The organism is Iodidimonas sp. MBR-22 (genome assembly GCF_029946565.1).
GTDB lineage: Bacteria > Pseudomonadota > Alphaproteobacteria > Sphingomonadales > Rhodothalassiaceae > Iodidimonas > Iodidimonas nitroreducens.
In genome coordinates this window covers 232,949-259,733 of the sequence record NZ_JARKVQ010000003.1, presented here as the reverse complement: position 1 = coordinate 259,733, position 26,785 = coordinate 232,949, and the positions used below count along the sequence as shown (strand labels likewise).

The 26,785-nt window shown below is 56.8% G+C and carries 27 protein-coding genes; 11 read left to right on the top strand and 16 right to left on the bottom strand.

The window, feature by feature from the left end; genetic code table 11:
• Positions 1–138 precede the first annotated feature (138 nt).
• From QK300_RS04230 to QK300_RS04215, 4 genes are all read right to left on the bottom strand, one after another.
• The gene (locus tag QK300_RS04230) at positions 139–1,560 is read right to left on the bottom strand and encodes an NAD(P)(+) transhydrogenase (Re/Si-specific) subunit beta (RefSeq protein ID WP_281300254.1); all 1,422 of its coding nucleotides are present in this window, start codon (positions 1,558–1,560) and stop codon (positions 139–141) included.
• Between the two features lie 10 nt (positions 1,561–1,570).
• Entirely contained in the window at positions 1,571–1,891 is a 321-nt protein-coding gene (locus QK300_RS04225) for an NAD(P) transhydrogenase subunit alpha (protein WP_348651822.1), read from the bottom strand.
• Between the two features lie 28 nt (positions 1,892–1,919).
• Positions 1,920–3,062, bottom strand: coding sequence for a Re/Si-specific NAD(P)(+) transhydrogenase subunit alpha (locus tag QK300_RS04220; RefSeq protein WP_281300256.1), 1,143 nt, complete (start codon positions 3,060–3,062; stop codon positions 1,920–1,922).
• 194 nt (positions 3,063–3,256) lie between these two features.
• Complete coding sequence (locus QK300_RS04215; RefSeq protein WP_281300257.1) at positions 3,257–4,597, bottom strand: AarF/ABC1/UbiB kinase family protein; 1,341 nt, start codon at positions 4,595–4,597, stop codon at positions 3,257–3,259.
• A gap of 202 nt (positions 4,598–4,799) precedes the next feature.
• Between QK300_RS04215 and QK300_RS04210 the strand changes: the two genes are divergently transcribed.
• The gene (locus QK300_RS04210) at positions 4,800–6,263 is read left to right on the top strand and encodes a sigma-54 dependent transcriptional regulator (protein WP_281300258.1); all 1,464 of its coding nucleotides are present in this window, start codon (positions 4,800–4,802) and stop codon (positions 6,261–6,263) included.
• A gap of 96 nt (positions 6,264–6,359) precedes the next feature.
• The gene (locus QK300_RS04205; RefSeq protein ID WP_281300259.1) at positions 6,360–7,250 is read left to right on the top strand and encodes a hypothetical protein; all 891 of its coding nucleotides are present in this window, start codon (positions 6,360–6,362) and stop codon (positions 7,248–7,250) included.
• Here QK300_RS04205 and QK300_RS04200 read toward each other — a convergent pair.
• Positions 7,230–7,508, bottom strand: coding sequence for a DUF2312 domain-containing protein (locus tag QK300_RS04200; RefSeq protein ID WP_281300260.1), 279 nt, complete (start codon positions 7,506–7,508; stop codon positions 7,230–7,232). The two genes, QK300_RS04205 and QK300_RS04200, sit on opposite strands and share 21 nt — an antisense overlap.
• Before the next feature lie 338 nt (positions 7,509–7,846).
• Between QK300_RS04200 and QK300_RS04195 the strand changes: the two genes are divergently transcribed.
• From QK300_RS04195 to QK300_RS04180, 4 genes are read left to right on the top strand one after another with little or no spacing between them, the layout of a single operon-like run.
• A complete protein-coding gene (locus QK300_RS04195) occupies positions 7,847–8,122 on the top strand; it encodes a DUF2282 domain-containing protein (protein ID WP_281300261.1) in 276 nt (91 codons plus the stop codon).
• A gap of 8 nt (positions 8,123–8,130) precedes the next feature.
• Positions 8,131–9,027: a DUF692 domain-containing protein gene (locus QK300_RS04190; RefSeq protein WP_281300262.1), complete on the top strand. Its 897-nt coding sequence runs from the start codon at positions 8,131–8,133 to the stop codon at positions 9,025–9,027.
• Positions 9,020–9,832 (top strand): DNA-binding domain-containing protein, encoded by an 813-nt coding sequence (locus QK300_RS04185; protein ID WP_281300263.1) that lies wholly within the window; start codon positions 9,020–9,022, stop codon positions 9,830–9,832. The genes QK300_RS04190 and QK300_RS04185 overlap by 8 nt, the downstream gene beginning before the upstream one ends.
• 26 nt (positions 9,833–9,858) lie before the next feature.
• On the top strand, positions 9,859–10,344 hold the full coding sequence (locus QK300_RS04180) for a DoxX family protein (RefSeq protein ID WP_281300264.1): 486 nt from the start codon (positions 9,859–9,861) through the stop codon (positions 10,342–10,344).
• A 35-nt stretch (positions 10,345–10,379) separates the two neighbouring features.
• On the opposite strand, the gene QK300_RS04175 is transcribed toward QK300_RS04180, so the two are convergent.
• Both QK300_RS04175 and QK300_RS04170 read right to left on the bottom strand, forming a co-directional pair.
• Positions 10,380–10,700: a DUF1244 domain-containing protein gene (locus QK300_RS04175; protein ID WP_281300265.1), complete on the bottom strand. Its 321-nt coding sequence runs from the start codon at positions 10,698–10,700 to the stop codon at positions 10,380–10,382.
• A gap of 34 nt (positions 10,701–10,734) precedes the next feature.
• Positions 10,735–11,496, bottom strand: a complete 762-nt coding sequence (locus tag QK300_RS04170) for an A24 family peptidase (protein WP_281300266.1) — start codon at positions 11,494–11,496, stop codon at positions 10,735–10,737.
• A 202-nt stretch (positions 11,497–11,698) separates the two neighbouring features.
• On the opposite strand from QK300_RS04170, the gene QK300_RS04165 reads away from it, so the two are divergent.
• Entirely contained in the window at positions 11,699–12,625 is a 927-nt protein-coding gene (locus QK300_RS04165; RefSeq protein WP_281302267.1) for an N-formylglutamate amidohydrolase, read from the top strand.
• Between the two features lie 149 nt (positions 12,626–12,774).
• The gene (gene acs / locus QK300_RS04160; protein ID WP_281300268.1) at positions 12,775–14,730 is read left to right on the top strand and encodes an acetate--CoA ligase; all 1,956 of its coding nucleotides are present in this window, start codon (positions 12,775–12,777) and stop codon (positions 14,728–14,730) included.
• Between the two features lie 13 nt (positions 14,731–14,743).
• Here acs and QK300_RS04155 read toward each other — a convergent pair whose 3' ends face one another.
• Positions 14,744–16,540 (bottom strand): sodium:solute symporter family protein, encoded by a 1,797-nt coding sequence (locus tag QK300_RS04155; protein WP_281300269.1) that lies wholly within the window; start codon positions 16,538–16,540, stop codon positions 14,744–14,746.
• A 5-nt stretch (positions 16,541–16,545) separates the two neighbouring features.
• Positions 16,546–16,866, bottom strand: a complete 321-nt coding sequence (locus tag QK300_RS04150; protein WP_281300270.1) for a DUF4212 domain-containing protein — start codon at positions 16,864–16,866, stop codon at positions 16,546–16,548.
• A gap of 161 nt (positions 16,867–17,027) precedes the next feature.
• Between QK300_RS04150 and QK300_RS04145 the strand changes: the two genes are divergently transcribed.
• Positions 17,028–18,767, top strand: coding sequence for an iron ABC transporter permease (locus QK300_RS04145; RefSeq protein WP_281300271.1), 1,740 nt, complete (start codon positions 17,028–17,030; stop codon positions 18,765–18,767).
• 35 nt (positions 18,768–18,802) lie between these two features.
• A complete protein-coding gene (locus QK300_RS04140; RefSeq protein WP_281300272.1) occupies positions 18,803–19,843 on the top strand; it encodes a Fe(3+) ABC transporter substrate-binding protein in 1,041 nt (346 codons plus the stop codon).
• A gap of 144 nt (positions 19,844–19,987) precedes the next feature.
• Here QK300_RS04140 and QK300_RS04135 read toward each other — a convergent pair whose 3' ends face one another.
• The 4 genes from QK300_RS04135 to QK300_RS04120 all read right to left on the bottom strand — a co-directional run bounded on the left by QK300_RS04135 (position 19,988) and on the right by QK300_RS04120 (position 23,960).
• Entirely contained in the window at positions 19,988–21,499 is a 1,512-nt protein-coding gene (locus QK300_RS04135) for an FMN-binding glutamate synthase family protein (protein ID WP_281300273.1), read from the bottom strand.
• Positions 21,500–21,633: 134 nt separating this feature from the next.
• A complete protein-coding gene (locus QK300_RS04130) occupies positions 21,634–21,834 on the bottom strand; it encodes a hypothetical protein (protein WP_152550402.1) in 201 nt (66 codons plus the stop codon).
• A 17-nt stretch (positions 21,835–21,851) separates the two neighbouring features.
• Positions 21,852–22,901 (bottom strand): quinolinate synthase NadA, encoded by a 1,050-nt coding sequence (gene nadA, locus QK300_RS04125; protein ID WP_281300274.1) that lies wholly within the window; start codon positions 22,899–22,901, stop codon positions 21,852–21,854.
• 141 nt (positions 22,902–23,042) lie between these two features.
• Entirely contained in the window at positions 23,043–23,960 is a 918-nt protein-coding gene (locus QK300_RS04120; RefSeq protein WP_281300275.1) for an MBL fold metallo-hydrolase, read from the bottom strand.
• 328 nt (positions 23,961–24,288) lie between these two features.
• Here QK300_RS04120 and QK300_RS04115 point away from each other — a divergent pair, with 328 nt between their 5' ends.
• Entirely contained in the window at positions 24,289–24,987 is a 699-nt protein-coding gene (locus tag QK300_RS04115) for an autoinducer binding domain-containing protein (protein ID WP_281300474.1), read from the top strand.
• A gap of 12 nt (positions 24,988–24,999) precedes the next feature.
• On the opposite strand, the gene QK300_RS04110 is transcribed toward QK300_RS04115, so the two are convergent.
• Genes QK300_RS04110 through QK300_RS04100 form a run of 3 tightly spaced genes read right to left on the bottom strand, consistent with a single transcriptional unit; the run spans position 25,000 to position 26,767 of the window.
• Positions 25,000–25,473 carry a PaaI family thioesterase gene (locus tag QK300_RS04110; RefSeq protein WP_281300276.1) on the bottom strand — a complete coding sequence of 158 codons (474 nt, stop codon included), beginning with the start codon at positions 25,471–25,473 and terminating at the stop codon, positions 25,000–25,002.
• A gap of 11 nt (positions 25,474–25,484) precedes the next feature.
• Entirely contained in the window at positions 25,485–26,288 is an 804-nt protein-coding gene (locus QK300_RS04105) for a xanthine dehydrogenase family protein subunit M (RefSeq protein WP_281320816.1), read from the bottom strand.
• Complete coding sequence (locus QK300_RS04100; RefSeq protein ID WP_281300278.1) at positions 26,288–26,767, bottom strand: (2Fe-2S)-binding protein; 480 nt, start codon at positions 26,765–26,767, stop codon at positions 26,288–26,290. Before QK300_RS04100 ends, QK300_RS04105 begins: the two co-directional genes overlap by 1 nt.
• Between the last annotated feature and the right edge of the window lie 18 nt (positions 26,768–26,785).

Here is a 26,785-nt window from a genome sequence, read left to right as displayed (position 1 = left end):
AACTGCGCATAGCCCACCGGAAAACACGAACCAAATGGTGCTGCAATGGCAGTGAATTTAAACCGGACAGCAGTGGGTCAAGCCCGGGATAAACGATAATGGCAAGGCCGGGATGAGGACACCCACCCCGGCCATTTTTCACAGATTGCGGATGATTTCTTCCACCATCTTTTTGGCATCGGCGAACAGCATCATGGTGTTATCGCGCCAGAAAAGCTCGTTATCCACCCCGGCATAGCCACTGCCCAATGAGCGCTTGACGAACAGCACCGTTTTCGCCTTTTCCACATCCAGAATGGGCATCCCATAAATGGGGCTTGTGGGATCGGTTTTGGCAATCGGATTGGTGACATCATTGGCCCCGATGACAAAAGCCACATCGGCTGTTTGAAAGGCATTATTGATGTCTTCTAGCTCGAACACCTCGTCATAAGGGACATTGGCTTCGGCCAGCAGCACATTCATATGGCCCGGCATCCGCCCGGCCACCGGATGAATGGCGTATTTCACGCTCACCCCTTCGGCCTTCAGGGCATCGGCCATTTCCCGCACCGCATGCTGGGCTTGCGCCACCGCCAGACCATAGCCCGGCACGATGATCACCGAACCGGCATTTTTCAAGATGAAGGCGGCATCCTCAGCCGAGCCGGATTTGACCGGACGATCGGGCCGCGCGCCTTTGATCCCGCCCGCCTCATCACCGCCAAAGCCACCGGCAATGACCGAGATGAAGGAACGGTTCATGCCTTTGCACATGATGTAACTCAGGATCGCCCCCGAAGAGCCGACCAAAGCCCCGGTCACGATCAGGGCATTATTGCCAAGGGTAAAGCCGATCCCCGCCGCCGCCCAGCCGGAATAGCTGTTGAGCATGGACACCACCACCGGCATATCCGCCCCGCCAATCGGTACGATGAGCAGGAAACCGATCACGAAGCTGAGGCCGATGATAGTCCACATCAAATGCCCGCCGCCCGAGGCCGCGCCCTCGCTGAAGGCAAAAGCGATGATGAGGCCAATGATCGACAGCCCGATCAGGCTATTGATCAGATGCCGCCCCGGCAGGATGATCGGCGTGCCCGACATCGTGCCCTGCAATTTCAAAAAAGCGATGATCGAGCCGGAAAAGGTGATCGCGCCAATCGCCGCACCAAGGCTCATTTCAATGCGACTGGCGGCAAAAATCCGCCCCATCTCATCAACAATACCGAATGAGCCGGGATTGAGAAAGGCCGCCGCCGCCACCAGAACCGCCGCCAAGCCCACAAGGCTGTGAAAAGCCGCCACAAGCTGGGGCATCGCGGTCATCGCAATCCGGCGCGCGATCACCAGCCCCACGCCACCGCCCAGCACAATCGCCGCAAGCACCGGCCATAAGCCAAAAGCAAACACATCGGGGCGAGAGACGGTGGCCACCACCGCGATCAGCATCCCGATCATCCCATAAACATTGCCCTGGCGCGATGTTTCGGGGTTCGACAGCCCTCGCAGGGCCATGATAAAAAGCACTGCGGCAACAAGATAAGCCACCGCCGTCAGATCGATGAACTGCTGATTCATAGCCCCACCCTCATTTCTTTTCTTTTTTCTTGTACATCGACAGCATCCGCGCGGTGACGGCAAAGCCACCAAAGATATTCACCGATGCAAGTGCAATGGCCGCCAACCCCAGCCATGTGGCCAGATGCATGCCTTCGCCCCCCACCGCGATGATCGCCCCCACGATGATCACCGAGGAAATGGCATTGGTCACACTCATCAAGGGCGTGTGCAGGGCGGGTGTCACGCTCCACACCACATAATAGCCGACAAAAACAGCCAGCACGAAAATGGAAAGCTGCTGCACAATCGGGCTGGTGGTCGCAGCGCTTGCGCCTGCGGCCGCCATCATAACGGTTTCAAACATGGAACATTCCCCTTCAGGCGGCGGATTTGAGCTGCGGATGGATGATCTCGCCATCCTGCGTTATCAAAGATGCGCGAATGATTTCATCCTCGTGATCGAGTTTGAGCGCCCCCCCTTCCTGATCGATCAGGGGGGTGAGATAATTGAGCAGATTCTTGGCATAAAGGGTGGACGCATCGGTCGCCACCAAAGAGGGAAGATTGCGATGCCCCACAAGGATCACCCCATCTTTATGAATGATTTCCCCGGGCTTTGAACCTTCGCAATTGCCGCCCATCTCAACGGCCAGATCAACAATCACCGAGCCCGGTTTCATGGTCGCCAGCATCTCGGCGCTCACCAGCTTTGGTGCCGGGCGGCCGGGGATCAGGGCCGTGGTGATGACGATATCCTGCTTTTTGATGGTTTCCGCAATCAGGGCCGCCTGTTTTTGCTTATAGGCATCGCTCATTTCCTTGGCATAGCCGCCTTCGGTTTCAGCGTTTTTGGCCTCGTCATCATCAACCATGACAAATTTTGCGCCCAGGCTTTCCACCTGTTCCTTCGCCGCCAGACGCACATCGGTGGCGGACACAATCGCCCCCAGCCGCCGCGCCGTAGCAATCGCCTGCAATCCGGCAACGCCCGCGCCCATCACCAGCACGCGCGCCGGGGCGATGGTACCCGCCGCAGTCATCATCATGGGAAAAGCGCGGGTGAAAAAGCGCGCCCCTTCCAGAACCGCTTTATAGCCTGCCAGATTGGCCTGCGACGACAAAACATCCATGGATTGCGCGCGGGTGATGCGGGGCACCAGTTCCAAAGCCACGGCCCGGATACCGGCTTTGGCATAAGCCTCGATCCGGGGCTTGTCGCCATAAGGATTGAGCAGCCCCAGCATCAAGGCCCCGGCTTTCACGTCGCCAAGGCTATCGGCATCAAGGCCGCGCACGCTCAGGATCACATCGGCATTGGCCAGCGCTTTGGCCCGGCTTTCGGCAAGGGTGGCTCCGGCTTCGCTAAAGGCGCTATCGGTGAGCGATGCAGCGGCACCGGCCCCCATTTCCACATGCACATCAAAGCCAAGTGCCGTCAGCTTCTTCACCGATTCGGGCGATGCCGCCACGCGCTTTTCATCGGCAGTGGTTTCTTTCACGATACAAAGCTTGAGTGTCACGGTCGCCAGTCCTCCTCATAATCGCCTGTAGAATGTCGCCAACAGTCTGCGCTCAGATCAAGCCAGCCCCAAAGCAGAACGCACGATGACCATAGCAAAGCCCGGCTATGAGCACAAAATGCAAATGATGCTGCGCCGCAAAAGAAACGATCTGATAAAGATCGCCATTCCGTCTTTACAAGCAAGGATGGGACTTACAGGCCCGCTTCGGCCAGAGCGCGGGCCTGCCGGGCGGCCAGACTTTCCACCGAAAAATCCTCGATGATCTCCTGAAAAAGCTGATACCAGTTGACCTCGGCCCGCAAATGCAGAAAGACCCCGCCAAGGCCGATGGCCGCCCGATCCATGAACACAAATTCCCGGGGCGGGGTCACAGGGCCCAGCTCTTTCAGCTTTCGGTGCACTTTCGCTGCGGTTTCGGCACCGTATTGGCCGGGCTGTTCCGCCGCATTGATCAGCCGGGGGCGATCTTCCATCAAAGGCGCATACAGAAAAGTCGCCCAGATATTGAGCACATCGATCAAATCTTCATTCAGATTCTGAAATCCCCAGCTTTCATAGGCATGAGCCGCCAGATCGCGATCCCCATCGCGCAAGGCCCGGTACAGATCAATCACCCCGCCCACAAAAGCCGGGGGAAACACCCGCACACAGCCAAAATCCAGCAGATTGATGGCCAGATCATCGCGGGCCGTATAATTGCCCAGATGGGGATCGCCATGGATCACCCCATAGCGATGAAAAGGAATGTACCAGGCGCGAAACAGATTGATCGCCAAACGGTTGCGCGTTTCCAGATCGGCATCCTTGAACTGCAAAAGCGGGGAACCCTGAAGCCAGCCCATGGTGAGCAGCCGATCAGTGGATAAATCGGGATAAAGGGCGGGCACATGCACCTGCGGTTCATCGGCAAGCATGGCACGATAAAGGGTGATGTGCCGGGCCTCGCGCCCATAATCCAGTTCTTCGCGCAGGCGGGCGGCCAGTTCCTCGCGAATATGGCGGGTATCGATGGAACGATCATAGCGCTTGTAAAGGGAAAGCAGCCAATCGAGCTGCGCCAGATCGGCTTCCACCGTGCTCGCCATATCGGGATATTGCAGCTTGACCGCCAGATCCTCGCCCCCCGGCCCGATGGCCCGATGCACCTGCCCCAAAGAAGCGGCGGCACAGGCTTCGCGTTCGAAAGATTGGAAGCGTTCGCTCCATCCCGACCCCAATTCGGCGCGCATTCTGCGTTTCACGAATTGCGCCCCCATCGATGGCGCCTGGGCCTGCAATTGCGCCAGTTCGGCCGCCATATCCCGGGGCAGAGCATCGGGGATGGTGGATAAAATCTGGGCAATCTTCATCACCGGCCCCTTCAGGCTGCCCAGCGCCTGCCGCAGATCGGCCCCCAAAGCCTGCTGATCCACCGCCCGGCCCAGCATCCGGCCACTGACCATCCGCGCCCCAACACCCCCCATGGAACGCCCCACCCGGGCATAACGCCCCACCCGCGCGCTCAATCTGTTTCTTTCCGTGTCATCCGTCATGATGGGGCCTGTTTCTAAAGGAGAGGGCAAGAGGAAATGCGGCTTTGGATATGTGGCATGATCGGGGCTTTAAAACCAGCATACGCCGTTCATCTGTGGTCGGATCGCAGGCAATCAAACCCTTTTTTAAGATTTGTCCCGATATGATACAAATCTTTCCTGCGCATCCCGAACGAGGGCTGCGCCAAGCGCGGTGCAGCTTATGAACGAAACGATCCTTATCGTTGATGATGAGCCGACCCAGCGGCATCTTTTGACCGCCATGATCGCCCGATCAGGCCATCATGTTGAAAATGCGGGGGACGGATCAGAAGCCGTGGCGCGGATCGATGACCCCGAAAAACCGGCCATCGCCTGTGTCATTCTGGATATGCAGATGCCGGGGATGAACGGATTGGATGTGCTGCAAGCGGTGCGCCCCCGCCATCCCCACCTGCCGGTGATCATTCTCACCGCCCATTCCGGGGTCAGCCGGGTGGTGGAAGCCATGAAAGCCGGAGCCAGCGATTTCATCGTCAAGCCCGCCAGCGCTGAACGCCTGCGCACCGCCATCGATAGTGCGCTCAGCCATGTGAGCATGACCGGCGAACTGCCCCATATCAAACCATCGCAAAAAGATTTTCCCGGTTTTGAAAATATGGTGGGGGAAAGCCCGCCCTTTCTCGATGCCATCCGATTGGGCCGGAAAGCGGCCGCCGTGTCGATCCCGGTTTTGATCGAAGGCCCATCGGGCGTGGGCAAGGAAATCTTTGCCCGGGCCATTCATCAGGCCAGCAATCGCAAGGCCAAACCCTTCATCACCGTCAATTGCGGGGCGATCCCGGAAAATCTGGTGGAAAGCATTTTATTCGGCCATGAAAAAGGGGCCTTCACCGGCGCTAGCGACCGCCATATCGGCAAATTCCAGGAAGCCTCGGGCGGCACGCTGTTCCTTGATGAGGTGGGGGAATTGCCCCTCGATGTGCAGGTCAAGCTTTTACGTGTTTTGCAGGAAAATGAAGTGGACCCCATCGGCGCCGCGCGCCCGGTGCCCGTGGATATCCGGCTGATTTCCGCCACCAATCGCCATATGGCCGCACTGGTTGAAAATGGCCATGTGCGCGAAGATCTGTTCTACCGGCTCAATGTTTTCCCCCTGACCATCCCCGCCTTGCAGGATCGGGCCGGGGATATTCCCCTGCTGGCCCGGCATTTCGTGGGGCAGATCGCCCGCGCGGAAAATCTCGAAGAAAAGCCCTTGTCGGCCGATGCCCTGACGCTGCTTTCGCATAATTCATGGCCGGGCAATATCCGCCAATTGCAAAATGCCGTGTTTCTGGCGATGGTGATGAGCGATGGGCCGGAATTGACCGCCGATGATTTCCCCCAATTGCGCCCGGCCAGCCCATCCGCCCCCAAAACCGCAGCGGATAAAGCCCCGCACAATCCGCCCACAGACCGCCATCCCGAGCCATCGACCCCGGCTTTTTCGATCAATCTGCTCGATCATGGCGGCAGCCTTCGCCCCATGGCTGATCTGGAAGCCGAGATCATCGCCGCCGCCATTCGGCTTCATGATGGCAAGCTCTCTGAAATCGCCCGGCGTTTGGGCATTGGCCGCTCCACGCTTTACCGGCGGCTGGATGAATTGGGCTTATCAAAAGACCCTGAAAAATTATCGCGATGATCTTTTTCAAGCCCGATCATGATTTTTGCCTTAAATGCACCCAAAATCAGCCTATGCTGAAGCATCGTTCTTCTATCGAACCGAAAGTCTAATCCTGTGATTGGTGTTTTTGATAGCGGTTCGGGTGGCCTCACCATCCTGCAGGCCTTGCGCGAAACCCTGCCCGACCGTGATTTTCTCTATATCGGCGATCACGCCCGCGCCCCTTATGGCGAGCGAGACGGGGCCGAAGTCCATGAATTCACCCGCCAGGCGGTGGATTATCTTTTGCAGCAAAATTGCCGATTGATCATTTTAGCCTGCAATACCGCGGCCGCCGTGGCCCTGCGCCCGCTGCAACAGGGCTGGCTTGCCCAAACCGCCCCCCATGCCCGGGTTTTGGGGGTGCATGTGCCTTTGGTGGAAAGCATCACAGGGCTGGGGTGGAATGCCCCTATCAATCCCATTGCCGACCATGGCGCGATCTGCACAACTGAAATCAGGCCGCGTACCTTAGGCATTTTCGCCACCCCGCGTACGGTGACCTCCGGCGCCTTTAAAACCGAGATCAAATCCCGCGCCCCCGCCATCCATGTGCTGCAACAGCCCTGCCCCGGGCTGGCCGATGCCATCGAAGCCCATGCCCCTGATGATCGGATCGAAGCTTTGGTGCGTGGCTATGTGGATCAGTTAATGGCGCAGCCGGGGGCTGATGCCATCGACAGCGTGGCGCTGGCCTGCACCCATTATCCTTTTGCTTTAAAGCAATTTCGCGCGGCCCTATCGCCTGCCATCGCCATCCATACCCAACCCCGGATGGTGGCGCTGGCCTTGGCGGATTATCTCAAACGCCATCCCGATATCGATGATCGGGGCGCGGGCCGTCTGCGGCTTTTAACAAGCACCGATCCGCTCCATCTCAATGGGCTGGCCTCGCGCCTGCCGGCCGAACTGCGCCGGTTTGAAGCCTTGCCCACGGCCCTCGGCTCAGGCGTCCTCTCCGCTTGACGGGGCAGCCGATCCACCTTCCAAAGCGTGCATATACACATCGAGCAGGGCTTCGAGCTCTTCGCGCTCATGGCGTTCCATTTTTCTGATCCGCACCACCTGGCGCATGATTTTCGGATCAAAGCCGGATGATTTGGCTTCCGCATAAACATCCTTGATATCGTCGGCGATTCCCTTTTTTTCTTCTTCCAAACGCTCGATTCGTTCAATGAAAGAACGCAGAATATCGCCTGCTATTCCGCCTGCATTGGTCGCCATGAAGGGAATCTCCTGATGAGGGGCTTTGCCATTTACGGCCAGAAAGGATCGCTGCCGATCCCATAATGGCGGGGGACCATAGCGACATGGCCAAAGACATGCAATGCCATGCATAAAACGCGTTCATGATGAGGTACAAAGAGGCGACTTGAAGTCTTTGTGAGAACAGGCATTTTACTGCTGACAACAATGTGAAATCGATTCCTCTTCAACTTCGGCCCCTAACACCTTAGTTTAACACTGTGTCGGAGCAAAGGGATTGCGTGCCCTTTGCCATACCCGGCAACAGATAACCTGATAATCAGGTTTGATATGCCTATTATATTGGAGAAGATCTTATGAAAACGCTGACGTCAAAAGCCACCACCATCGCCCTTGCCGGTGCGCTTGCCGCCGCCGTTTCCGCCACCACCGTGCAGGCTCAGGATTGGGCCAAGAAGGCCGAAAAATGCTATGGCGTTGCCAAAGCCGGCCAGAATGATTGCAAGGCCGGTCCCGGCACCTCATGCCAGGGCACGTCCAAAGTGGATGGCCAGGAAAATGCATGGATGTTCGTTCCTAAAGGCGTGTGCGACAAGCTGGCCGGAGGCAGCCTTGAAGAGCCCAAAGCCTGAGGCCATTAATGCCTTTGGCACAGCCTGAAAAACCGATGCCGCATTGCGCTGGCGTCGGTTTAAAGGTCGAGCATTATCGGGACGTTCTCAACGGACGTCCCGATCTCGGTTTTTTCGAGGTTCATCCCGAAAATTATATGCTTGCGGGCGGTCCGCGCCTACAGGCTCTTGAGGGTATTCGCGCCCACTATCCCCTCAGCCTCCATGGTGTGGGGGCGTCATTGGGATCGAAAGATCCGGTGGATCGCGATCATCTCGAGCGCCTCAAGGCCCTGCAGGATCGGTTCGAGCCTTTTGTGGTTTCTGAGCATTTATCCTGGAGCCGCTTTGAAGATCATTTCCTGTCGGATCTGCTGCCCATGCCCCTCACCCGCGATGCTTTGACGGCCATGGCAGCCAATGTGGGCCGGATGCAGGATGCCCTTGGCCGCACGATTCTGATTGAAAACCCCTCCACCTATCTTGAATTTGCCCATGCCGAGATGAGCGAGCCGGACTTTTTAAATGAACTGGTGAAGGAAACCGGCTGCGGGCTGCTTTTGGATATCAATAATATCCATGTGTGCGCCAGCAATCACGGCTTTGATCCCCATGCCTATCTGGCGGCCATCCCCGGTTCTGCCATCGGCGAAATCCATATGGCGGGCCATGCCATTGATCGCTATGGCGCGCGCGATATTCGGATCGATACCCATGGGGCGCCGATCTGCGATGATGTCTGGGCGCTTTATGATCATGCCATCGGGCTTTTCGGCCCACGCCCCACCTTGATCGAGCGCGATGACAATCTGCCGCCCTTCGCCGATCTTCTGGCCGAAGCCCAAAAGGCCGAACGCATCATGGCGGGCAAGCCATCCTCCTCTTTTAAGCAGTCCCACCATTTGGCTGAGGCGGATCATGGCTGAAACCGGGTCTTTAGCGGCTGTGCAATCGGCTTTTGCCGCTGCCCTTGAAGGGCGCGGAGATGACGCCATCGCGGCGATGATCAAACCGATGGATGGGGTGCCAGCGGGCATCCAGCTCGATATTTATCGCAATAATATCCATGCCGCCCTCACCCGATCCTGTCAGGGGCTGTATCCCGCCCTTTATGCTCTTGTGGGCGAAGGTTTTTTCCACCAGATGATGCGCGATTATCACCGCCTCCACCGCCCAACACATGGGCGCATGGTGGATTATGGCCATGATCTGCCGGCATTTTTGGAAAGCGATGATTTTCGCAATCGTTATGAAGCCGCGAACCGCCACCCCTATTTTGCCGATATTGCCCGGCTCGAACTCGCCAGTTTCAAAATGCTCAGCGCCCCCGAAATGGCCCCGCTGGACCCTGCCTTTCTGGCCAACATCCCCCCGCAAGATGTGGAATCCCTGCATTTTGATCTGGCCCCATATGCCTGCCTTCTGGCCAGCCCCTGGCCTGTTCTTGATATCTATAAAATGGCCATGGCGGCGGCTGAGGGCGATGACAGCGCCAGCGCGCCCAGCCTTGCCGATAATCCTGCCCGCCTGCTCATTATCCGACTTCACGGAGATGTTGAGATTATCCCCTTGTCCTATGGGGACTTCTCGTTTCTCATGAGCCTCGATGCTGGGGCGGCTCTGGGCGAAAGTGCGGCGGCTGCCTTTGCATCACAAAATGATTTCGATCTTTCTTCAGCCCTTAGCCAAGCGCTATCAATGGGTGTTTTTGCATCCTTCACGGAAAAATAACCCGTGTCATCATCAGGAGACCGCATATGACCAACTCGCACATGGGCTCAGGCAGCCTTGTGAATAAAGCCCGATCCGCCTATGGCCTGTTCAATCTCACCCCCGAATGGCTGGTTTTGCTGGTGGCCCGGATCGCCATCATCCACACATTCTGGTCATCCGCTGGCAATAAGCTGGCAGGTCTATTCGAACTGAAGCCTTTTCAGGCCATGCTGTTTGAAAGCGAATTCGGCATGCCCTTCCCCGAGGTTACGGCTTTATTGGCAGGCTGGGCGGAATATGCTTTGCCCTTCCTTTTGCTGATCGGGCTGGCCAGCCGCCTTGCCGCTGCGGGCATTTTGTTCATGACCCTGCTGATCCAGTTTTATGTGTTCTGGAGTGCCGATGATTTCTGGCTGATGATGCTGCAAACCCATATTTTCTGGGCCGTGCCTATGCTGGTCATCATGAAATACGGCGCTGGTAGCCTGTCTGTTGATGCCCTTTTGAAGAAAACCGTGTTCGCCCGCTGAGCCGCTTTTTTCCTGAAAGCCATAGGGCCGGGGGTTTAAAATCCCCGGCCTTCGTTTTTCTTCAGGCTTTCGGCCATCAATGCAAGCTGGGCTTCGCTGGCAGGCGTTTGATGGCGCTGTTTCCATTCGGCGGGCGACATGCCGTAAATCGCGGTGCGCGCCGCATCCTTATCCATCGGATGCCCCAGATCCGCCGCCGCTTCGGCATACCAATCCGCCAAACAATTGCGGCAAAAGCCGCTTTGGCCCATCAGATCCACATTCTGCACATCCGTGCGATGGCGCAAATGCTGCACCAGCTTGCGAAAGGCTGCGGCCTCCATCTTTTCGCGCTGCTGCTGAGTGGGGTTGCTCATTCACACGCTCCTCTTTCTCTTGCTTTGATCCTGCTTAAAACCTGCCAAAAAAACTTTGGCCATAAAGCCATAATAACCAGAAAGACAGGGCAATGAAGGGGCCAAAGGGAATGGCATCCCCCGCCCCCAGATGGTGCCCGCGCAGCCTTTGCCCCAGCACATAAAAAAGCCCGGAAAGGCTGGCGAGCAACAGCACATAAGGCAAAGCCTGCCAGCCCATCCACGCCCCGGCGGCAGCCAGCAATTTGGCATCCCCAAGGCCCAGACCCTCGCGCCCCCGCAGATGGCGATAGGCATATGCGATCCCGGCGAGAAGACCATAACCAGCCATCGCCCCCAAGGCCGCCGAGAGCAGATCCACCGGCCCAATGAAGCCCGCCACAAAAAGCCCCATCAGGATCAAAGGCAGGGTGAGCAGATCGGGCAAAAAGAAATGCCGGGCATCAATCACCGCAAGGGTCAGCAGAATCAGCCCCAAAAACAGGGTGGCAAGGGATGATATCCCCCAGCCCATTGCCAGAACGGATTGGGCGGCAATCAGCAGGGCCAAAAGCTCGAAAATCAACGTGTGGCGGGGAATGGGGGTGCCGCAAGTTCGGCAGCGCCCGCGCAATATCAAAAAAGAAAGGATCGGCACCAGATCATAGGCTGCCAAGGGGGTGCCGCAGGTTCGGCAGGCCGAACGCACCAGAGCCACCGGCTCATCCCGCGGCAGGCGATCCGCCAACAGGGCAAAAAAACTGCCCAAAAAGGGCGCAATGAAAAGCCCTGAAAGGCCCCAAAAAGGCTCAATCACCTCCTAACGCCCGTATCCTAACGCCCCTATCGGGGTTGCCTTTACATGCCATTATCAGGCCTCATCACATAAAAAACGGCAAGGAAATGCACCGCAATCAGATTGTGCCTGTTGCATCCTGATGCTGCAATGGGCAAAACTGCGGGGGTTGCCAAGTTTGCTTTTGTCATGATCTTCACCGCTCAACAAGGCCCAAGCCTTTATGACATCTGAACCCTCTGGCCTTTATCCGGCGCCTTATCGCCTTGTTCGCCCGGCCTTCAAGGCTGGCCCTTTTCTGTGCGCATCGCCCCATAGCGGCCGCTATTATCCCGATGATTTCAAGCGGGCCTCGCGCCTTGATGAACTGCTGTTGCGGCGCTCGGAAGATTTTCATGTGGATGAACTGTTTCAACTGGCCCCGGATTTTGGCGCGCCTTTGCTTATGGCCCATTATCCCCGCGCCTATGTGGATCTCAATCGCGCGGAAAACGAGCTTGATCCCCTGCTGATCCGCGATCCCCTGCCCCAAAGCAGCGCCATGATCAGCGAACGGGTGGCCGCGGGTCTGGGCACTTTGGCGCGGGTCGTGGCCATCGGGATGCCGATTTATCACGAGCCTTTGTCGCTCGCCGAAGCCAAAGCCCGCATCGCACGCATTCACACCCCCTATCATCAGGCCTTGGATGCGCTTTTATCTGCCGCCCACAAGCATCATGGCTGGAGCGTATTGCTCGATTGTCATTCCATGCCCTCAAAACCCCTGCGGGCGGGCGAGAGCGATCAGCATGGCTTTGATGCCGATATCGTTTTGGGGGATTGCCATGGCGCAAGCTGCGATCCCCGCCTGATCAACAGGGCCGAGGACATCCTCCATGATCTGGGCTATCGGGTGGCCCGCAATGATCCCTATGCCGGGGGCTATTGCACCCAGCATCATGGCCGCCCCGATGAGGGCCGCCATGCTTTGCAGATCGAGATTAATCGCGGCCTTTATATGGATGAGATCAGGCTTTTGAAAAAGCCCGCTTTCGAGGCTGTAGCCGCCGATATGGGGCGTTTGTTAAAGGGACTTTTCAGCCTTGATCTGGGCCATGCCGATGCAGACCTGAGCGAAAGCGAGCCCCCCCGCCATCTGGCCGCCGAATGATCCCATCGGCATCATGAAAGACCTCATGAAAAACGGGGCCATTCCCTCCCCGCTTGCGGCCCCGGCCTCGTCTATGCCATCAAGGGCAGATAAAGCCTTTGGGCATAAAAACCGGATCGGATTCCATTTTTGGGTAGCAGGAGCATGTCATGACACAAGAAAAAACCGAGCAGGATCAAACACGCTTTCCGGTGCCTCAAACGCTGGCGCAATCCGCCCGGTGCAATGCGGATGATTATCAAAGGCTTTATCGTGCCTCTATCGATGATCCCGATGGCTTTTGGCGTGAACAGGGGCAACGCCTGCAATGGGAAACTCCCTATACCCAAGTAAAAAACACCCGCTTTGATGGGGATGTTTCGATCAAATGGTTCGAGGATGGCACCCTCAATGCCAGCGTTAATTGTATCGATCGGCATCTGCCCGAAAAAGCCAATGATATTGCCCTGATCTGGGAAGGCGATAATCCCGCCTATCACCATGCCATCACCTATGGCCAGCTTTATGATCATGTCTGCCGCTTTGCCAATGTCTTGAAAAATATGGGCGTCAAAAAAGGGGATCGGGTCACCATCTATATGCCGATGATCCCCGAAACGGCCTATGCCATGCTCGCCTGCGCCCGTATCGGGGCTGTTCATTCCGTTGTTTTTGCGGGTTTTTCCGCAGAAGCTTTGGCCAATCGGATCAAGGATTGCGATAGCCAATGGGCGATTACCGCCGATGAGGGCGTGCGCGCCGGAAAATCCATCCCCCTCAAAAACAATCTCGATGAGGCCGCCCGCTCCTGTCCCGGGCTGAAAGCGGTTCTGGCGGTGCGCCATACCGGGGCCACGGTTTCATGGGTGGATGGCCGCGATTATTGGTATCATGAAGCGGCGCTGAAGGTGGACAGCCATTGCGAACCGGTAGTGATGAACGCCGAAGATCCCCTGTTCATCCTTTACACATCCGGCTCCACCGGTAAGCCGAAAGGTGTGCTGCACACCACCGGCGGCTATCTTTTATGGGCTTCGATCACCCATGATTATGTTTTTGATTATCAGCCGGGCGAAATTTACTGGTGCGCCGCCGATGTGGGCTGGGTCACCGGCCACAGCTATATCATCTATGGGCCGCTGGCCAATGGGGCCACCAGCCTGATGTTTGAAGGCGTGCCCACCTGGCCGGATGTGGATCGTTTCTGGCAGATCATCAACAAGCACAAGGTGAATATCTTCTACACCGCCCCCACCGCGCTGCGCGCCCTGATGCGCGAAGGCGACGCCCCGGTGGAGCGCCATGATCTCTCTTCCCTGCGGATTTTGGGATCGGTGGGCGAGCCGATCAATCCCGAAGCCTGGCTGTGGTATCATCGCGTGGTGGGCAAGGGCCGGTGCCCGATTGTGGATACATGGTGGCAAACCGAAACCGGCGGCATGATGATCACCCCCCTGCCCGGCGCCACCGATCTGAAACCCGGCTCGGCCACCCGGCCCTTTTTCGGAGTAAAACCTGCCCTTGTGGATGCCGAGGGCCAGATCATCGAAGGCGCGGGGACCGGCAATCTGGTGATCACCGATAGCTGGCCGGGGCAGGCGCGTACGCTTTATGGCGATCATGAACGCTTCATCCAAACCTATTTCAGCGCCTATCCCGGCACCTATTTCACCGGCGATGGCTGCAAACGCGATGCGGATGGCTATTATTGGATCACCGGTCGGGTTGATGATGTGATCAATGTTTCAGGCCATCGCATGGGCACCGCCGAAGTGGAAAGCGCCCTTGTCGCCCATCAGCTTGTGGCGGAAGCGGCGGTGGTGGGCTTTCCCCATGATGTGAAGGGCCAGGGCATTTATTGCTATGTGACTCTGAATGCCGGATTGGAGCCCACGGAAGATCTGGCCAAGGAATTGCGCCAATGGGTGCGCAAGGATATCGGCCCCATCGCCACCCCCGATCATATTCATTTCACCCCATCCCTGCCGAAAACCCGATCCGGCAAGATCATGCGGCGTATTTTGCGCAAAATCGCGGAGAATGATTTTTCAAATCTGGGCGATACCTCCACCCTTGCCGATCCTTCGGTGGTGGATAGCCTGATCGAAGGCCGCCAGATCCGCTGAGCACATTGGAATTTTATGAGCTTTCATCGGCAGGATGGCGCATGGCATGGGCCCCCGCATAGCCGCTGGGCAGGCGGATATCATTCACCAGATCATTGATTTCGGCGGGGGGTGGGGCGGTGAAATGGCTAACGCTTATGGCCATGGCAAAATTCACCAGCATCCCGATGATCCCGATGCCTTCGGGGGAGATGCCGAAAAGCCAGTGGGCGGCGCTGTTCCATTCCGGCATCACGAATTTGAAAAACAGGATATAGCCAAAGGTGAAAAGAAGGCCGCTGATCATGCCGGCAATCGCCCCCTCGCGGTTCATCCGCTTGGTGAAAATGCCCATGAAAATCACCGGAAACAGGGATGCCGCCGCCAAGCCAAAAGCAAAGGCCACAACTTCGGCCACAAATCCCGGCGGATTGATCCCCAGATAACCCGCCACCAATATGGCCGTGGCCGCTGAAAGCCGGGCAAACATCAATTCCTGCTTATCAGTCATATCCGGCAGGAATGTCTTTTTCATCAGATCATGGCTCACCGCCGATGAAATCACCAATAAAAGCCCGGCTGCGGTGGATAAAGCCGCCGCCAATCCGCCCGCCGCCACAAGGGCGATCACCCAGGGCGGAAGCTGGGCTATTTCGGGGTTCGCCAGCACCATGATATCGCGATCCACATAGATTTCATTGGGGCCATCGGATGGATTGGCGGTCAGCCGCTCCCCCCATTGGCCGCGCTGCGTATCTTTATAAAGGGGCGCGCCCTCGAAAGCCTCGCCCGCCCGATATTGGATGATCCCATCCTCATTTTTATCATGCCATGCAATCAGCCCCATATTTTCCCAATTCCCAAGCCAGAAGGGGGCCTTTTCATAGGGCTGCTCATTCACCTGATCGATGAAATTGATCCGGGCAAAGGCCCCCACCGCAGGTGCCGTGGTATAAAGCAGGGCGATGAAAAACAGCGCCCAGCCCGCAGAAAGCCGGGCATCCGATGCCTTGGGCACGGTGAAAAACCGCACAATCACATGGGGCAGCCCCGCCGTTCCCACCATCAGCGCGGCGGTGATGGCCATCATATCAATCATCGATTTGCTGCCGCTGGTATAAGGCGCAAAGCCCAGATCAACGAGGGTTTGATCCAGCTTTTGCAAAACCCACAGCCCCGATCCATCGGCCATCTGGGCCCCCAGCCCGATTTGCGGCACCGGCTGGCCGCTGATCAGGATCGACATGAAAATGGCGGGCACCAGATAGGCAAAAATCAGCACGCAATATTGCGCCACCTGGGTATAGGTTACCCCTTTCATACCGCCCATCACCGCATAGAAAAAAACCACGCCCATGCCGATCAGCACGCCATAGGTGATATCCACTTCCAGAAAGCGCGAGAAAACCACGCCCACCCCGCGCATCTGCCCGGCTACATAGGTAAAGGAAATAAAGATCAAACAGATCACCGCCACCACCCGCGCCGTGCGGGAATAATAGCGGGTGCCCACAAAATCGGGCACGGTGAACTGGCCGAATTTTCGCAGATAAGGGGCAAGAAGCAGGGCCAGCAAAACATAGCCGCCGGTCCAACCCATCAGATAAACCGAGCCATCATAGCCCGCAAAGGCAATGATCCCGGCCATCGAGATGAAGGAGGCCGCGCTCATCCAATCGGCAGCCGTGGCCATGCCATTGACCACCGGATGAACGCCGCCACCCGCCACATAAAAATCTTTGGTGCTTCCCGCCCGGCTCCAGATGGCAATGCCGATATAAAGGGCAAAGCTGAGGCTGACGGTGATGATGATCAGGGTTTGCGTTTCCATAGGCTTTAATGTGATCCGCTTTCATCCGGGCCAGATTTTTCGGGGCCAGATTTTTCCGGCTTGGAAAACTGCCGTTCCAGCCTGTTCATCCGCCGCACATAATAAAGCACAAGCCCCAGAAACACATAAATCGCCCCTTGCTGGGAAAACCAGAAACCAAGCTTGAAACCGAAAAACTGAACGTGATTAAGGGGTTCGACAAACACAATCCCCGCGCCAAAGGATGCGATAAACCAGATCGCCATCAGCTTTGCCAAAAGGGAAATATTCGCCGCCCAATAGTGATTGATGCGGCTGTCTGAGAGGGATAAATCCCTGCTATGCATTTGCTTTTTCCCCATGATCCGGTTCGATATCTGTTTCTTTCCAAAAAACCATAACCTGATTTTCCATGATTTCAAAAAAATGATTCCGCCGACCCGTGGTGGCCGATCCTGCATGGGGTTCGCATTTTCCTCTTGGGCGCGGGCAAAGGCATCGGCTATGGATGGCTTTTAATCTGTCGTCAGATCCACGCGCCCTTGAAGGGATGATTGCCGTGTCGCGCTTTTTCAGCCTCAATCTGTTTTTGCTGACAGGCGTGCTGCTGCTGATCGGGCTGCCAGTGGCGGTGGTGGTGGGGCATTTGTTTATGCCCGGCGGGGAAAGCTGGTCTTATCTCAGCGAGACGGTCTTGCCGCGCTATGTGTTGAATTCGCTGATTTTGGTGCTGACTGTGGGCTTTGGCACCTTTTTGATCGGCACCGGGGCGGCATGGCTTGTAACCATCTATGAATTTCCCGGTCGGCGCTTTTTTGAATGGGCGATGATCCTGCCTTTGGCCGCTCCGGCTTATGTGCTGGCCTATGCCTATACCGATTTTTTGCAGGTCTCGGGCCCGGTGCAAAGCCTGTTGCGTGATCTCACCGGCTTGGGGCCGCGCGATTACTGGTTCCCCCAAATCCGCTCCCTTGGCGGTGCGATCACGGTTTTCATCCTGGCGCTTTATCCTTATGTGTATCTGGCAGGGCGGGCAGCCTTTTTGCAGCAATCGGAATGTGTGGTGGAAGCCAGCCGCACCCTTGGCTGCACCCCATGGGCGGCTTTTCACCGGGTGGCCCTGCCTTTGGCCCGCCCGGCTTTGGCGGCAGGGGTGGCTTTGGCTTTGATGGAAACACTGGCCGATTTCGGGGCGGTATCCTATTTTGGCGTGCAAAGCTTTACCACGGGCATCTATCGCGCCTGGTTTTCTTTTGGGGATCGGGTTGTGGCGGCGCAATTGGCCAGTTTACTCCTCGGCTTCGTGGTTTTATTGCTTTTCCTTGAAAAAACCAGCCGGCGCGGGGCGCGCTATTACCAAACCAGCCAGAAAATGCGGTCGCTCAATATTCAGCGATTGACCGGGCTGCGCGGATGGCTGGCCGCCTTTTTATGCGCCCTGCCTTTTTTTGCCGGATTCCTGCTGCCGGTTCTGATCCTTTTGCATTTGGCTTATGCGGGCGGCGATGCGCAATTTGGCCATCGCTATCTGGACCTTGCGAAAAAAAGCATCAGCCTTGCTCTCATCACCGCCCTGCTCGCTGTGATGCTGGCTTTACTGATTTCCTATGCCCGGCGCACCGATAGCACCCCCCTTAGCCGCACAACCAGCGCAATTGCCGGTATTGGCTATGCCATTCCCGGCTCGATCATCGCCGTGGGGGTTTTGATCCCCTTTGCGTGGCTCGATAACAGGGTGGATGCATTTTTCCGCAACACCTTCGATCAGTCCACCGGCCTCTTGCTCACCGGATCGATTGCCGCCCTGATTTTTGCCTATCTGGTACGGTTTCTGGCTTTGGCCCAGCAAACCACCTGGGCCGGGCTGTTGAAAATCACCCCTTCGATGGATGCCGCCGCCGCAAGCCTTGGGGTGGGCCGTTTCGAAGCTTTGCGCAGGGTGCATATGCCCTTGCTCAAGGCCCCCTTGCTCACGGCCGGATTGCTGGTTTTTGTCGAGGTGATGAAGGAATTGCCCGCCACCTTGATCATGCGCCCGTTCAATTTCGATACGCTGGCCGTGCAGGCCCATAATCTGGCCGCTGATGAGCGCCTGGCCGAGGCGGCAACACCGGCGCTGACCATCGTTCTGGTCGGCCTTTTGCCGGTGATTATCCTCACGCGCTTGATCAGCCGGTCCCGGCCCGGCCATGCGCCGATGCCACGCAAACAGCTCTTGAATGCACCGCCGCCATCGCTTATTAGATAATAATAATTCTTATTTTCATTGATCGGGAGGCAATCATGCGCAGCTTTTTCCAAAATAGGTCAAACCGGCTCGCCGCCGTGATGGGCTTGATGGTCCTGCCTTTCCTGATCCCCGATCTGGCCGCGCAAGAGGTGAATATCTATTCCTCGCGCCATTATCAAACTGATGAACGGCTTTATGAGGATTTTGAAAAAGCCACGGGCATCCGCATCAATCGGCTGGAGGGCGAAGGCGATGCCCTGATCGCCCGGCTGAAACAGGAAGGGCGGAACAGCCCCGCCGATCTTCTGCTCACCGTGGATGCCGGGCGCCTGTGGCGGGCCGAAGAAGCGGGCCTGTTTCAGCCCATCCAATCCGATGAACTGACGGCGAAAATCCCCGCACATCTGCGTCATGCCGATGGCTTGTGGTTTGGCTTTTCATCCCGGGCGCGGATGATTTTCGTCAATCGCGATCTGGCCGATCCCGCCTTGATCACAGGCTATGAAGATCTGGCCGATCCGCGCTGGAAAGGGCAGATCTGCATCCGCTCATCCTCCAATATCTACAATCTGTCGCTGATGGCCTCGATGATCGCCCATCATGGTGAGGCGGATGCTTTAGCTTGGGCAACGGGCGTGGTGGCGAATTTCGCCCGGCCGCCCCAAGGTGGCGATACCGATCAATTGCGCGCCGCAGCCGCCGGGGAATGCGCCATTGCGGTGGCCAACAGCTATTATTTCGCCCGCCTGATGCTGTCTGAGAATCAAGCCGATCGCGAAGTGATCGCCCAATTGGTCCCCATTTTCCCCAATCAGGACGGCCGGGGCACCCATGTCAATATCTCGGGTGCCGGGATTTTGAAATTTGCCCCCCATAAAAAAGAAGCCATTGCCTTTCTCGACTATCTGGCCAGCGATAGCGCCCAGATCTATTTCGCGGCAGGCAATAATGAATATCCGGTGACCGAAGTGGCGATCGACAATGATGCCCTGAAAACTTTGGGCCGCTTCAAGGTCGATGATCTGAATGTGGCGCAATTGGGCATCAACCAGCCCGCCGCCCAGCGCTTGTTCGATCGGGCGGGCTGGCGCTAAAAAGGGCTGAGGCAACTGCGGCTGGCACCGCCATGCCATGCCTGCCGCAGCTTCAATGATTAGGTCGCGTCGCTCTTAGTGGTTTGGTCGCGTCGCCCTTAATGGTTGGGTCGCGTCGCTCTTAGTGGTTTGGTCGCGTCGCTCTTAGTGGTTTGGTCGCGTCGCTCCGGGCAAAACATCGGGATAAATCTCGTTCAAAGGCAAAGAGCGGCCATTCTGCATCACGATCCGCGCATGCATCCGCTTCAAGCGGCGCGGTTCAGGCACCCCGCAGCTATGGGCGATGATCCCCACTTCCTTATGCATATTGCGAATATAATTCGCCACCCTTTGGGATTTATCCTCAACATCAAGGCCGCGTTGCAGGCGTTTGTCATGCGTGGCAATGCCGGTGGGGCAGGTATTTTTATTGCACTGCATGGCCTGAATACAACCCAGCGCAAACATGAAGCCCCGGGCCGAAACCACAAAATCCGCCCCCATGCATAAAGCCCAGGCCACATCGGCAGGATTGATCAGCTTGCCGGAAGCGATGATCTTGATCCGATCCCGCAATTGATAGCCATTGACCATATCCACCACCATCGGCAGGCTTTCCTGTATCGGCAGGCCCACATAATCCATCAGGCTCATCGGCGCGGCCCCGGTGCCGCCCTCGCAGGAATCGATGGTGATGAAATCGGGTGCGCTTTCAATACCCCGGCGATGGATGGCTTCAAACAGATCGTCAAACCATCCATAAGCGCCCACCACGCATTTAAACCCCACGGGCTTGCCGGTGATATCGCGCATCCGATTGATCAGATCGAGCAATTGATCGGCATTATTGATATCGGGATGGCGATTGGGGCTGATCGAATCCTCACCCACCGGGATCCCGCGAATCCGGGCAATTTCTTCGGTCACCTTGCCACCCGGCAAAATGCCGCCCTTGCCCGGCTTGGCACCCTGGCTCAGCTTTAATTCGATCATCTTAATCTGCTCATGCGCGCCCAATTCGCGCAGTTTTTCCTCGCTCAGCGCCCCATCAGGGGTGCGGGCCCCATATTTGGCGGTGCCCAGTTGAAAAACGATATCCGCCCCACCCCCTTCATGATAAGGCGACAAGCCCCCCTCGCCGGTATTGAGCCACGCCCCGGCCATGCCGCATCCCGCTGATAAAGCCTTTACCGCCGGTTTTGAAATGGCGCCATAGCTCATGGCCGAAACATTGAACAGGCTGGAGGTGGTATAGGGCTGCCGACACATCCCGGCGCCGATGGTTTCCGCCGAGGTTTCCGCCGCATCGCTTTCCAATGTGGGAAAGGGGCAATTGACAAACAAAACCGAACCCACTGTGTGGATATCCCGGGTCGAGCCAAAGGCGCTGGTGGTATCCTCATTTTTCGCCGCCTGATAGACATAGGTGCGCTGGGATCGGTTGAAGGGCATTTCCTCGCGATCCATGGCAAAGAAATATTGCCGCAGGAAAATGCCCATATGCTCCATCACATAGCGCATTCGCCCGATGACCGGGTAATTCCGCCGGATGGCATGGCTGGTTTGGGTGCGATCGATGATATATAAAATCACCACCGCCATGGCCCCAAGGCCCACCGTGAAAATGAACAGGGCCGCCAGAAACAGCAAAGCATCCACAACGAAACCAGATGGCATCACGCACCTCAACATTCGACAAAGAAGGCCATCCTAGGGGATCGTGCCCTCACCGCCCATGCAAGATTTGATGATGTGGGAAAAGCGGCGATCAAAGAGCGGTGAGCGCCATGATACTGCGGCGGACTTCCCGCCTATTTGCGCCAGATATCTTGAACGGCACTGAGAAAATAGCGCAGAAAATACCAGGCGGCGGCGGCATTCATGGCAATCGCCCCCATCAGCGCCAATTGCAAAATCCAGCCCTCATGGCCCAACCATCCGCTGCTGGCGAGCAATAAAAGCAGCAATCCGGCGCACAAAAAAAGGGCCGCGCGCATCATCAGCCGCATCATGCCGGGTTCCAGCGCCTTCACGCCGACAACCGCCCATCTTCAGCGGCTGTGGCAATATTTGAAACATCCGTGGCCGGGGCGGATTTGGGGCTCATTTCCAACATCTTTTGCAAAGGCTTCAGGGCTTTCAGCCGCACGTCCTCGGGCAGTTCGATTTGCGGCTGCAAATCGCGCAGGGCCACATAAAGCTTTTCCAAATTGTTCATCGCCATGAAGGGGCACATATTGCAATTGCAATTACCATCCGCCCCCGGCGCGCCGATGAAAATCTTATCGGGCTGGGCTTTTTGCATCTGATGAATGATATGCGGCTCGGTGGCCACGATGATCGTGCGAGCCGGGCTTTCGCTGGCAAATTTCAAAATCGCGCTGGTGGATCCCACATGATCGGCCAGATCAAGAATATGGGCCGGGCATTCCGGATGCGCCGCCACCGGGGCATCGGGATGGGCGGCTTTCAGCTTGATCAATTCCTGTTCGCTGAAGCGTTCATGAACGATGCAACTCCCCGGCCATAAAAGCATCTCCCGGCCCGTGATGCGCGACAGATAGGCCCCCAGATGGCGATCCGGGGCAAACAGGATTTTCTGCTCAAGGGGGATCTGGCGAATGATCGCCTCGGCATTGGATGAGGTGACGATGATATCGGTTTCCGCCTTCACCGCCGCCGAGCAATTGATATAGGTCAGCGCCAGATGATCGGGGTGGGCCCGGCGGAAGGCCGCAAATTCGGCTGGCGGGCAGCTATCTTCAAGGCTGCATCCGGCGCGCATATCCGGCAGCACCACGGTTTTTTGGGGCGACAGGATTTTCGCCACCTCAGCCATGAAGCGCACCCCGCAAAAAGCGATCACATCCGCTTGTGTTGCCGCCGCCCGGCGCGAAAGATCAAGGCTATCGCCCACGAAATCGGCAATATCCTGGATCGCCGGGTCCTGATAATAATGGGCCAAAATCACCGCCTTGCGTTCATGGCGCAGGCGATCGATTTCCGCCTCGATATCGATCGAGGGATCGATCAGCGGTTGCTCAGAGGGCTGAAACGGATCAAAGACGACATCATCCATGGCAATTCATTCCATTCGGCTTGGTGCTGGTATCTGTCACAGGCACCGGCTTTCATCCTGATATAAGAAAAAAATTGGAAAATTGCAGGGGGAGGCCGCGTTTTCCCACACTCTCTGACTTTCCAGACCGCTCTCGCTTGTTCATACAAAAAAGCGACCGCTTTGGTCAAATAATCCCTCAAATTTGATGATTTTGCGATCAGCCAGATCCACCAGATGCGCCAGAACCGATCTTTGGGCCGCTGGATAAAGCCGGGGATCAAGATCGACATAAAGGCTTGCGACGATCTCCTCCACCCCGCAGGGCTTGTTTTCCAAGCAACCGATGATCCCTTTTTCGCGATCAACCCGGTGCTGGATCAGCCCCGATATATGCGCGCGCGGCTGCAGGATCGGCGGGCCATGGGTGGGCCATAAAATCGCGGCATTGCAATCCTTGATAAGCTGCAAGGACCGCATATAGCGGCCCATATCGCCATCGGGGGGCGATATCACACTGGTGGACCAGCCCATGATATGATCGCCGGTAAAAATGGCGTTTTCCGCCATCAGGGCAAAGCACAGATGATTGGATGTGTGCCCCGGTGTCCACAGGGCTTTCAAGGTCCACCCCCTTCCCCTGATCTCGTCTCCATCAGCCAGATGATGATCGGGCACGAAATCGACATCAGCGCCTTCTTCGCCCGCACCCCCCACCAAACCGGCAGGCAGATCATCCCGCGCCGCTGTGCCATGGCGGCCCAAGCCATAGCAGGGCGCGCCGGTCCGCTCCTGCAATAAACGCGCGCCGGGGCTGTGATCGCGATGGGTATGGGTGATCAGGATATGGCTCACCCGGGCCGCCCCCACCGCATGGAGGATGGCATCGATATGGTCGGGATCATCCGGGCCGGGATCGATCACCGCAAGCTGCTTCTCGCCAATCAGATAGGTGCCCGTGCCGCTGTAGGTGAAGGGCCCCTGATTGGGCGCAATGAGCCGCCGCACCATGGGGCTCATCCGCACCGCCAGGCCATGGCGCGGATTGATGAAACGCAAGGCTTTAAAGGCATCTGACATGAAAAAGCTTTCGCATAGGCACGGGGATGGATCAAGCGTGGATGATTTGCAGGATCATGCGGGCTTTTTCCGGTAAAAAAGTTGTAGTTATTTGAATTATTCAATCATAAATACTAGAAACGTTTGACATGAATGCTAAAAAATCCGGCATTCATGCAAAAAGAATGGGCAAATATACAAGAATGGCTAGCCAAAACTGTATAAATAGGGTTGTATGATAACAGTTGCACCCAAAGAAAACACCCAGTGGCTGCATCATTTTATAAATACATAATTTATGCGTGTATTCTTGTCATGTTTATGAAAAAAATGGTAGTTTATTTTGACAATGCCTTTCTATGATTGGGATGATTTTGCTCATCTGCCAATCACCTTCGACATCCAATCTTTCATTCGCCTGAATGGCTTTGGGGGCACTTATTATATCCGCTCCTGCCAGGGGCGGCTTTGCGTGGCCATCGATCAGCGCCCGGCCGCGTGGATGGAGCATTATCATCAATCGAACTATCTTTATTATGATCCCATTGCCTATGCATCCTATTCGGAAAATACCGCCTTCTTTTGGGATGATATTCTCCAAAAAACGCAGCTCACCCAAAAACAGGCCCGCATCATGGATGAAGCGCGGCCTTTTGGCTGCGCCTCGGGCTATAATATTCCCTTTCATCAGGGCGGTTTTGATTTTTCGGTCTTTTCGATCTTTGGCGATGATCGCCCATCCGTGAAGGCAAGGCTGCGGGAAAAAAGCGCCGAGATCAAAATGCTGGCCACACGGCTTCATGAAGCGGTATCAGCGGTGATGAAGGCTGATCGCCCCATCGATAGCCCCGATATTACCGAGCGCGAACGCGAATGCCTGCTGTGGACGGCAAAGGGCAAGACCAACAAGGAAATCGGCATCATCCTGTCGATTTCCGAGCATACGGTGAAAGCGCATCTGGCCACCGCAGCCAGAAAGCTCGATAGCCATACAAAAACCCAAACCGTGGTGGAAGCAATCAAGCGCGGCCTGTTCGTGCCTTGGTGAAGGCCGGTTTTTTCAGGCTTCAGACTGTCTGGACAGCGCCTTTTCCATCAAAACCGGCTTGCAGGTCACCGTGGCGCGGGCCAGCAGGCGATGATCTGCATCATAAAGCGAGCCTTCAAGAAAGCCGATGCTGCGCCCCAGATGCAGGCACTGGCCCCGCCCGATCAGGCGCCCCAAACGCACCGGGGCGATGAAGCTGGTCTTGATTTCCAGCGTAGGTACAAAACAGGTGAAACCCGATTTGGCAATGGCGGCAATCCCCGATGTGCTATCCAGCATCGCCGCCACAAAGCCCCCCTGCACCTGCCCGAATGGATTGCAGAATTCGGGCTTAGGGGAAAATGCAATGAGGCTGGTGCCCGCATCCCGATCCAGCGCCAGCACTTCGCCCCCCAAAAGGGCGAAAGCCGGGCTTTTGAACAGACTGCGAAAATGATCGAGATCGGCCTGCTGCTGATGATCCGGCTGCTGAGTGTCCGGTTGCATATCTGACCTGCTCAAGATGCGATCCCGGCAGCCTTCACCGCCCTTTGGGCCATCAGCTTCACCAGATGGGCACGATAGGCAGCACTGGCACGATGATCATGATTGAGCACGGCCTCATCCACCCTGAGCGGCTCCAGTGCCTCGGGCAAAAACGATTTTTGCAAGGCCTGCTCGAAATCATCGAGACGATGCACCACCGGCCCCGCCCCGGTGACCGCCAAACGCACGCCGATACTAAATTCCGCCACGAAAACCCCGGCAATGGCATAGCGCGAAGCCGGATGATGAAATTTCATATAAGCCGCGCGCCGGGGTTTTTTGAACCTGATGGCGGTGATCAATTCACCGGCATCAAGGGCGGTTTCAAACATGCCGGTGAAAAAATCATCCGCCGCAATCTCACGCCGGTCGGTGATAATGGTGGCATCAAGGGCGAGCACCGCCCCCGGATAATCGGCCGCCGGATCATTATTGGCCACCGAGCCGCCCATCGTGCCACGATAACGCACCGCCTGATCGCCAATCGCCCCGGCCAAAGCCGCCAGCGCCGGGATCGATCCCAAAACCTGCGGCGCCATGGCCACCTGATGATGGCTGCACATCGCCCCCAGCACAAGATGATCATCGGCCATGGTGATCTGCTTCAGATCAGGGATCGCCGAAAGGTCCACAAGGTCTGAGGGCATGGCAAGGCGCTGCTTCATCGTGGGGATCATGGTCATGCCGCCCGCCAGATAGCTTGCATCATCCGCCGCTTCGAAAGCGGAGCGGGCGGCGGTGACGCTATCGGGTTTTTGATACGTAAAGCTGTACATCATGCTTTCGCCTGATTGAGGCTGCGCACGCCCGCATCGATGGCCTTCACGATATTCTGATAGCCGGTACAGCGGCACAGATTGCCCTCGAGCTCATGGCGAATGGTGGCTTCATCGGGGGCTTCATGGCGTTTGGCAATATCGATCCCGGCCATGATCATCCCCGGGGTGCAAAAGCCGCATTGCAGGCCATGATGTTCATGAAAAGCGGCCTGCATGGGATGCAGATCATCGCCCGTGGCCAGCCCCTCGATGGTGGTGAGATCGCAACCATCGGCCTGCACTGCCAATAGGGTGCAGGATTTCACCGCCTGTCCATCCAATTGCACCAAACAGGCCCCGCATTGGCTGGTATCGCAGCCCACATGGGTGCCGGTCAGCCCCAGGGTCTGGCGCAAAAGATCGACCAAAAGGCGATTGGGCTCCACCGATAGCGAGACCGGCGCGCCATTGACTTTCAGATGAATGGGATAGGTCATGAAGCCTCATCGCTGGCA

Coding starts and splice junctions, on each gene's coding strand:
- QK300_RS04230 (WP_281300254.1), bottom strand. CDS start 1,560: ATGAATCAGCAGTTCATCGATCTGACGGCGGTGGCTTATCTTGTTGCC.
- QK300_RS04225 (WP_348651822.1), bottom strand. CDS start 1,891: ATGATGGCGGCCGCAGGCGCAAGCGCTGCGACCACCAGCCCGATTGTG.
- QK300_RS04215 (WP_281300257.1), bottom strand. CDS start 4,597: ATGACGGATGACACGGAAAGAAACAGATTGAGCGCGCGGGTGGGGCGT.
- QK300_RS04210 (WP_281300258.1), top strand. CDS start 4,800: ATGAACGAAACGATCCTTATCGTTGATGATGAGCCGACCCAGCGGCAT.
- QK300_RS04200 (WP_281300260.1), bottom strand. CDS start 7,508: ATGGCGACCAATGCAGGCGGAATAGCAGGCGATATTCTGCGTTCTTTC.
- QK300_RS04195 (WP_281300261.1), top strand. CDS start 7,847: ATGAAAACGCTGACGTCAAAAGCCACCACCATCGCCCTTGCCGGTGCG.
- QK300_RS04190 (WP_281300262.1), top strand. CDS start 8,131: ATGCCTTTGGCACAGCCTGAAAAACCGATGCCGCATTGCGCTGGCGTC.
- QK300_RS04185 (WP_281300263.1), top strand. CDS start 9,020: ATGGCTGAAACCGGGTCTTTAGCGGCTGTGCAATCGGCTTTTGCCGCT.
- QK300_RS04180 (WP_281300264.1), top strand. CDS start 9,859: ATGACCAACTCGCACATGGGCTCAGGCAGCCTTGTGAATAAAGCCCGA.
- QK300_RS04175 (WP_281300265.1), bottom strand. CDS start 10,700: ATGAGCAACCCCACTCAGCAGCAGCGCGAAAAGATGGAGGCCGCAGCC.
- QK300_RS04165 (WP_281302267.1), top strand. CDS start 11,699: ATGACATCTGAACCCTCTGGCCTTTATCCGGCGCCTTATCGCCTTGTT.
- acs (WP_281300268.1), top strand. CDS start 12,775: ATGACACAAGAAAAAACCGAGCAGGATCAAACACGCTTTCCGGTGCCT.
- QK300_RS04155 (WP_281300269.1), bottom strand. CDS start 16,540: ATGGAAACGCAAACCCTGATCATCATCACCGTCAGCCTCAGCTTTGCC.
- QK300_RS04150 (WP_281300270.1), bottom strand. CDS start 16,866: ATGCATAGCAGGGATTTATCCCTCTCAGACAGCCGCATCAATCACTAT.
- QK300_RS04145 (WP_281300271.1), top strand. CDS start 17,028: ATGGCTTTTAATCTGTCGTCAGATCCACGCGCCCTTGAAGGGATGATT.
- QK300_RS04140 (WP_281300272.1), top strand. CDS start 18,803: ATGCGCAGCTTTTTCCAAAATAGGTCAAACCGGCTCGCCGCCGTGATG.
- QK300_RS04135 (WP_281300273.1), bottom strand. CDS start 21,499: ATGCCATCTGGTTTCGTTGTGGATGCTTTGCTGTTTCTGGCGGCCCTG.
- QK300_RS04130 (WP_152550402.1), bottom strand. CDS start 21,834: ATGATGCGGCTGATGATGCGCGCGGCCCTTTTTTTGTGCGCCGGATTG.
- nadA (WP_281300274.1), bottom strand. CDS start 22,901: ATGGATGATGTCGTCTTTGATCCGTTTCAGCCCTCTGAGCAACCGCTG.
- QK300_RS04120 (WP_281300275.1), bottom strand. CDS start 23,960: ATGTCAGATGCCTTTAAAGCCTTGCGTTTCATCAATCCGCGCCATGGC.
- QK300_RS04115 (WP_281300474.1), top strand. CDS start 24,289: ATGCCTTTCTATGATTGGGATGATTTTGCTCATCTGCCAATCACCTTC.
- QK300_RS04110 (WP_281300276.1), bottom strand. CDS start 25,473: ATGCAACCGGACACTCAGCAGCCGGATCATCAGCAGCAGGCCGATCTC.
- QK300_RS04105 (WP_281320816.1), bottom strand. CDS start 26,288: ATGTACAGCTTTACGTATCAAAAACCCGATAGCGTCACCGCCGCCCGC.
- QK300_RS04100 (WP_281300278.1), bottom strand. CDS start 26,767: ATGACCTATCCCATTCATCTGAAAGTCAATGGCGCGCCGGTCTCGCTA.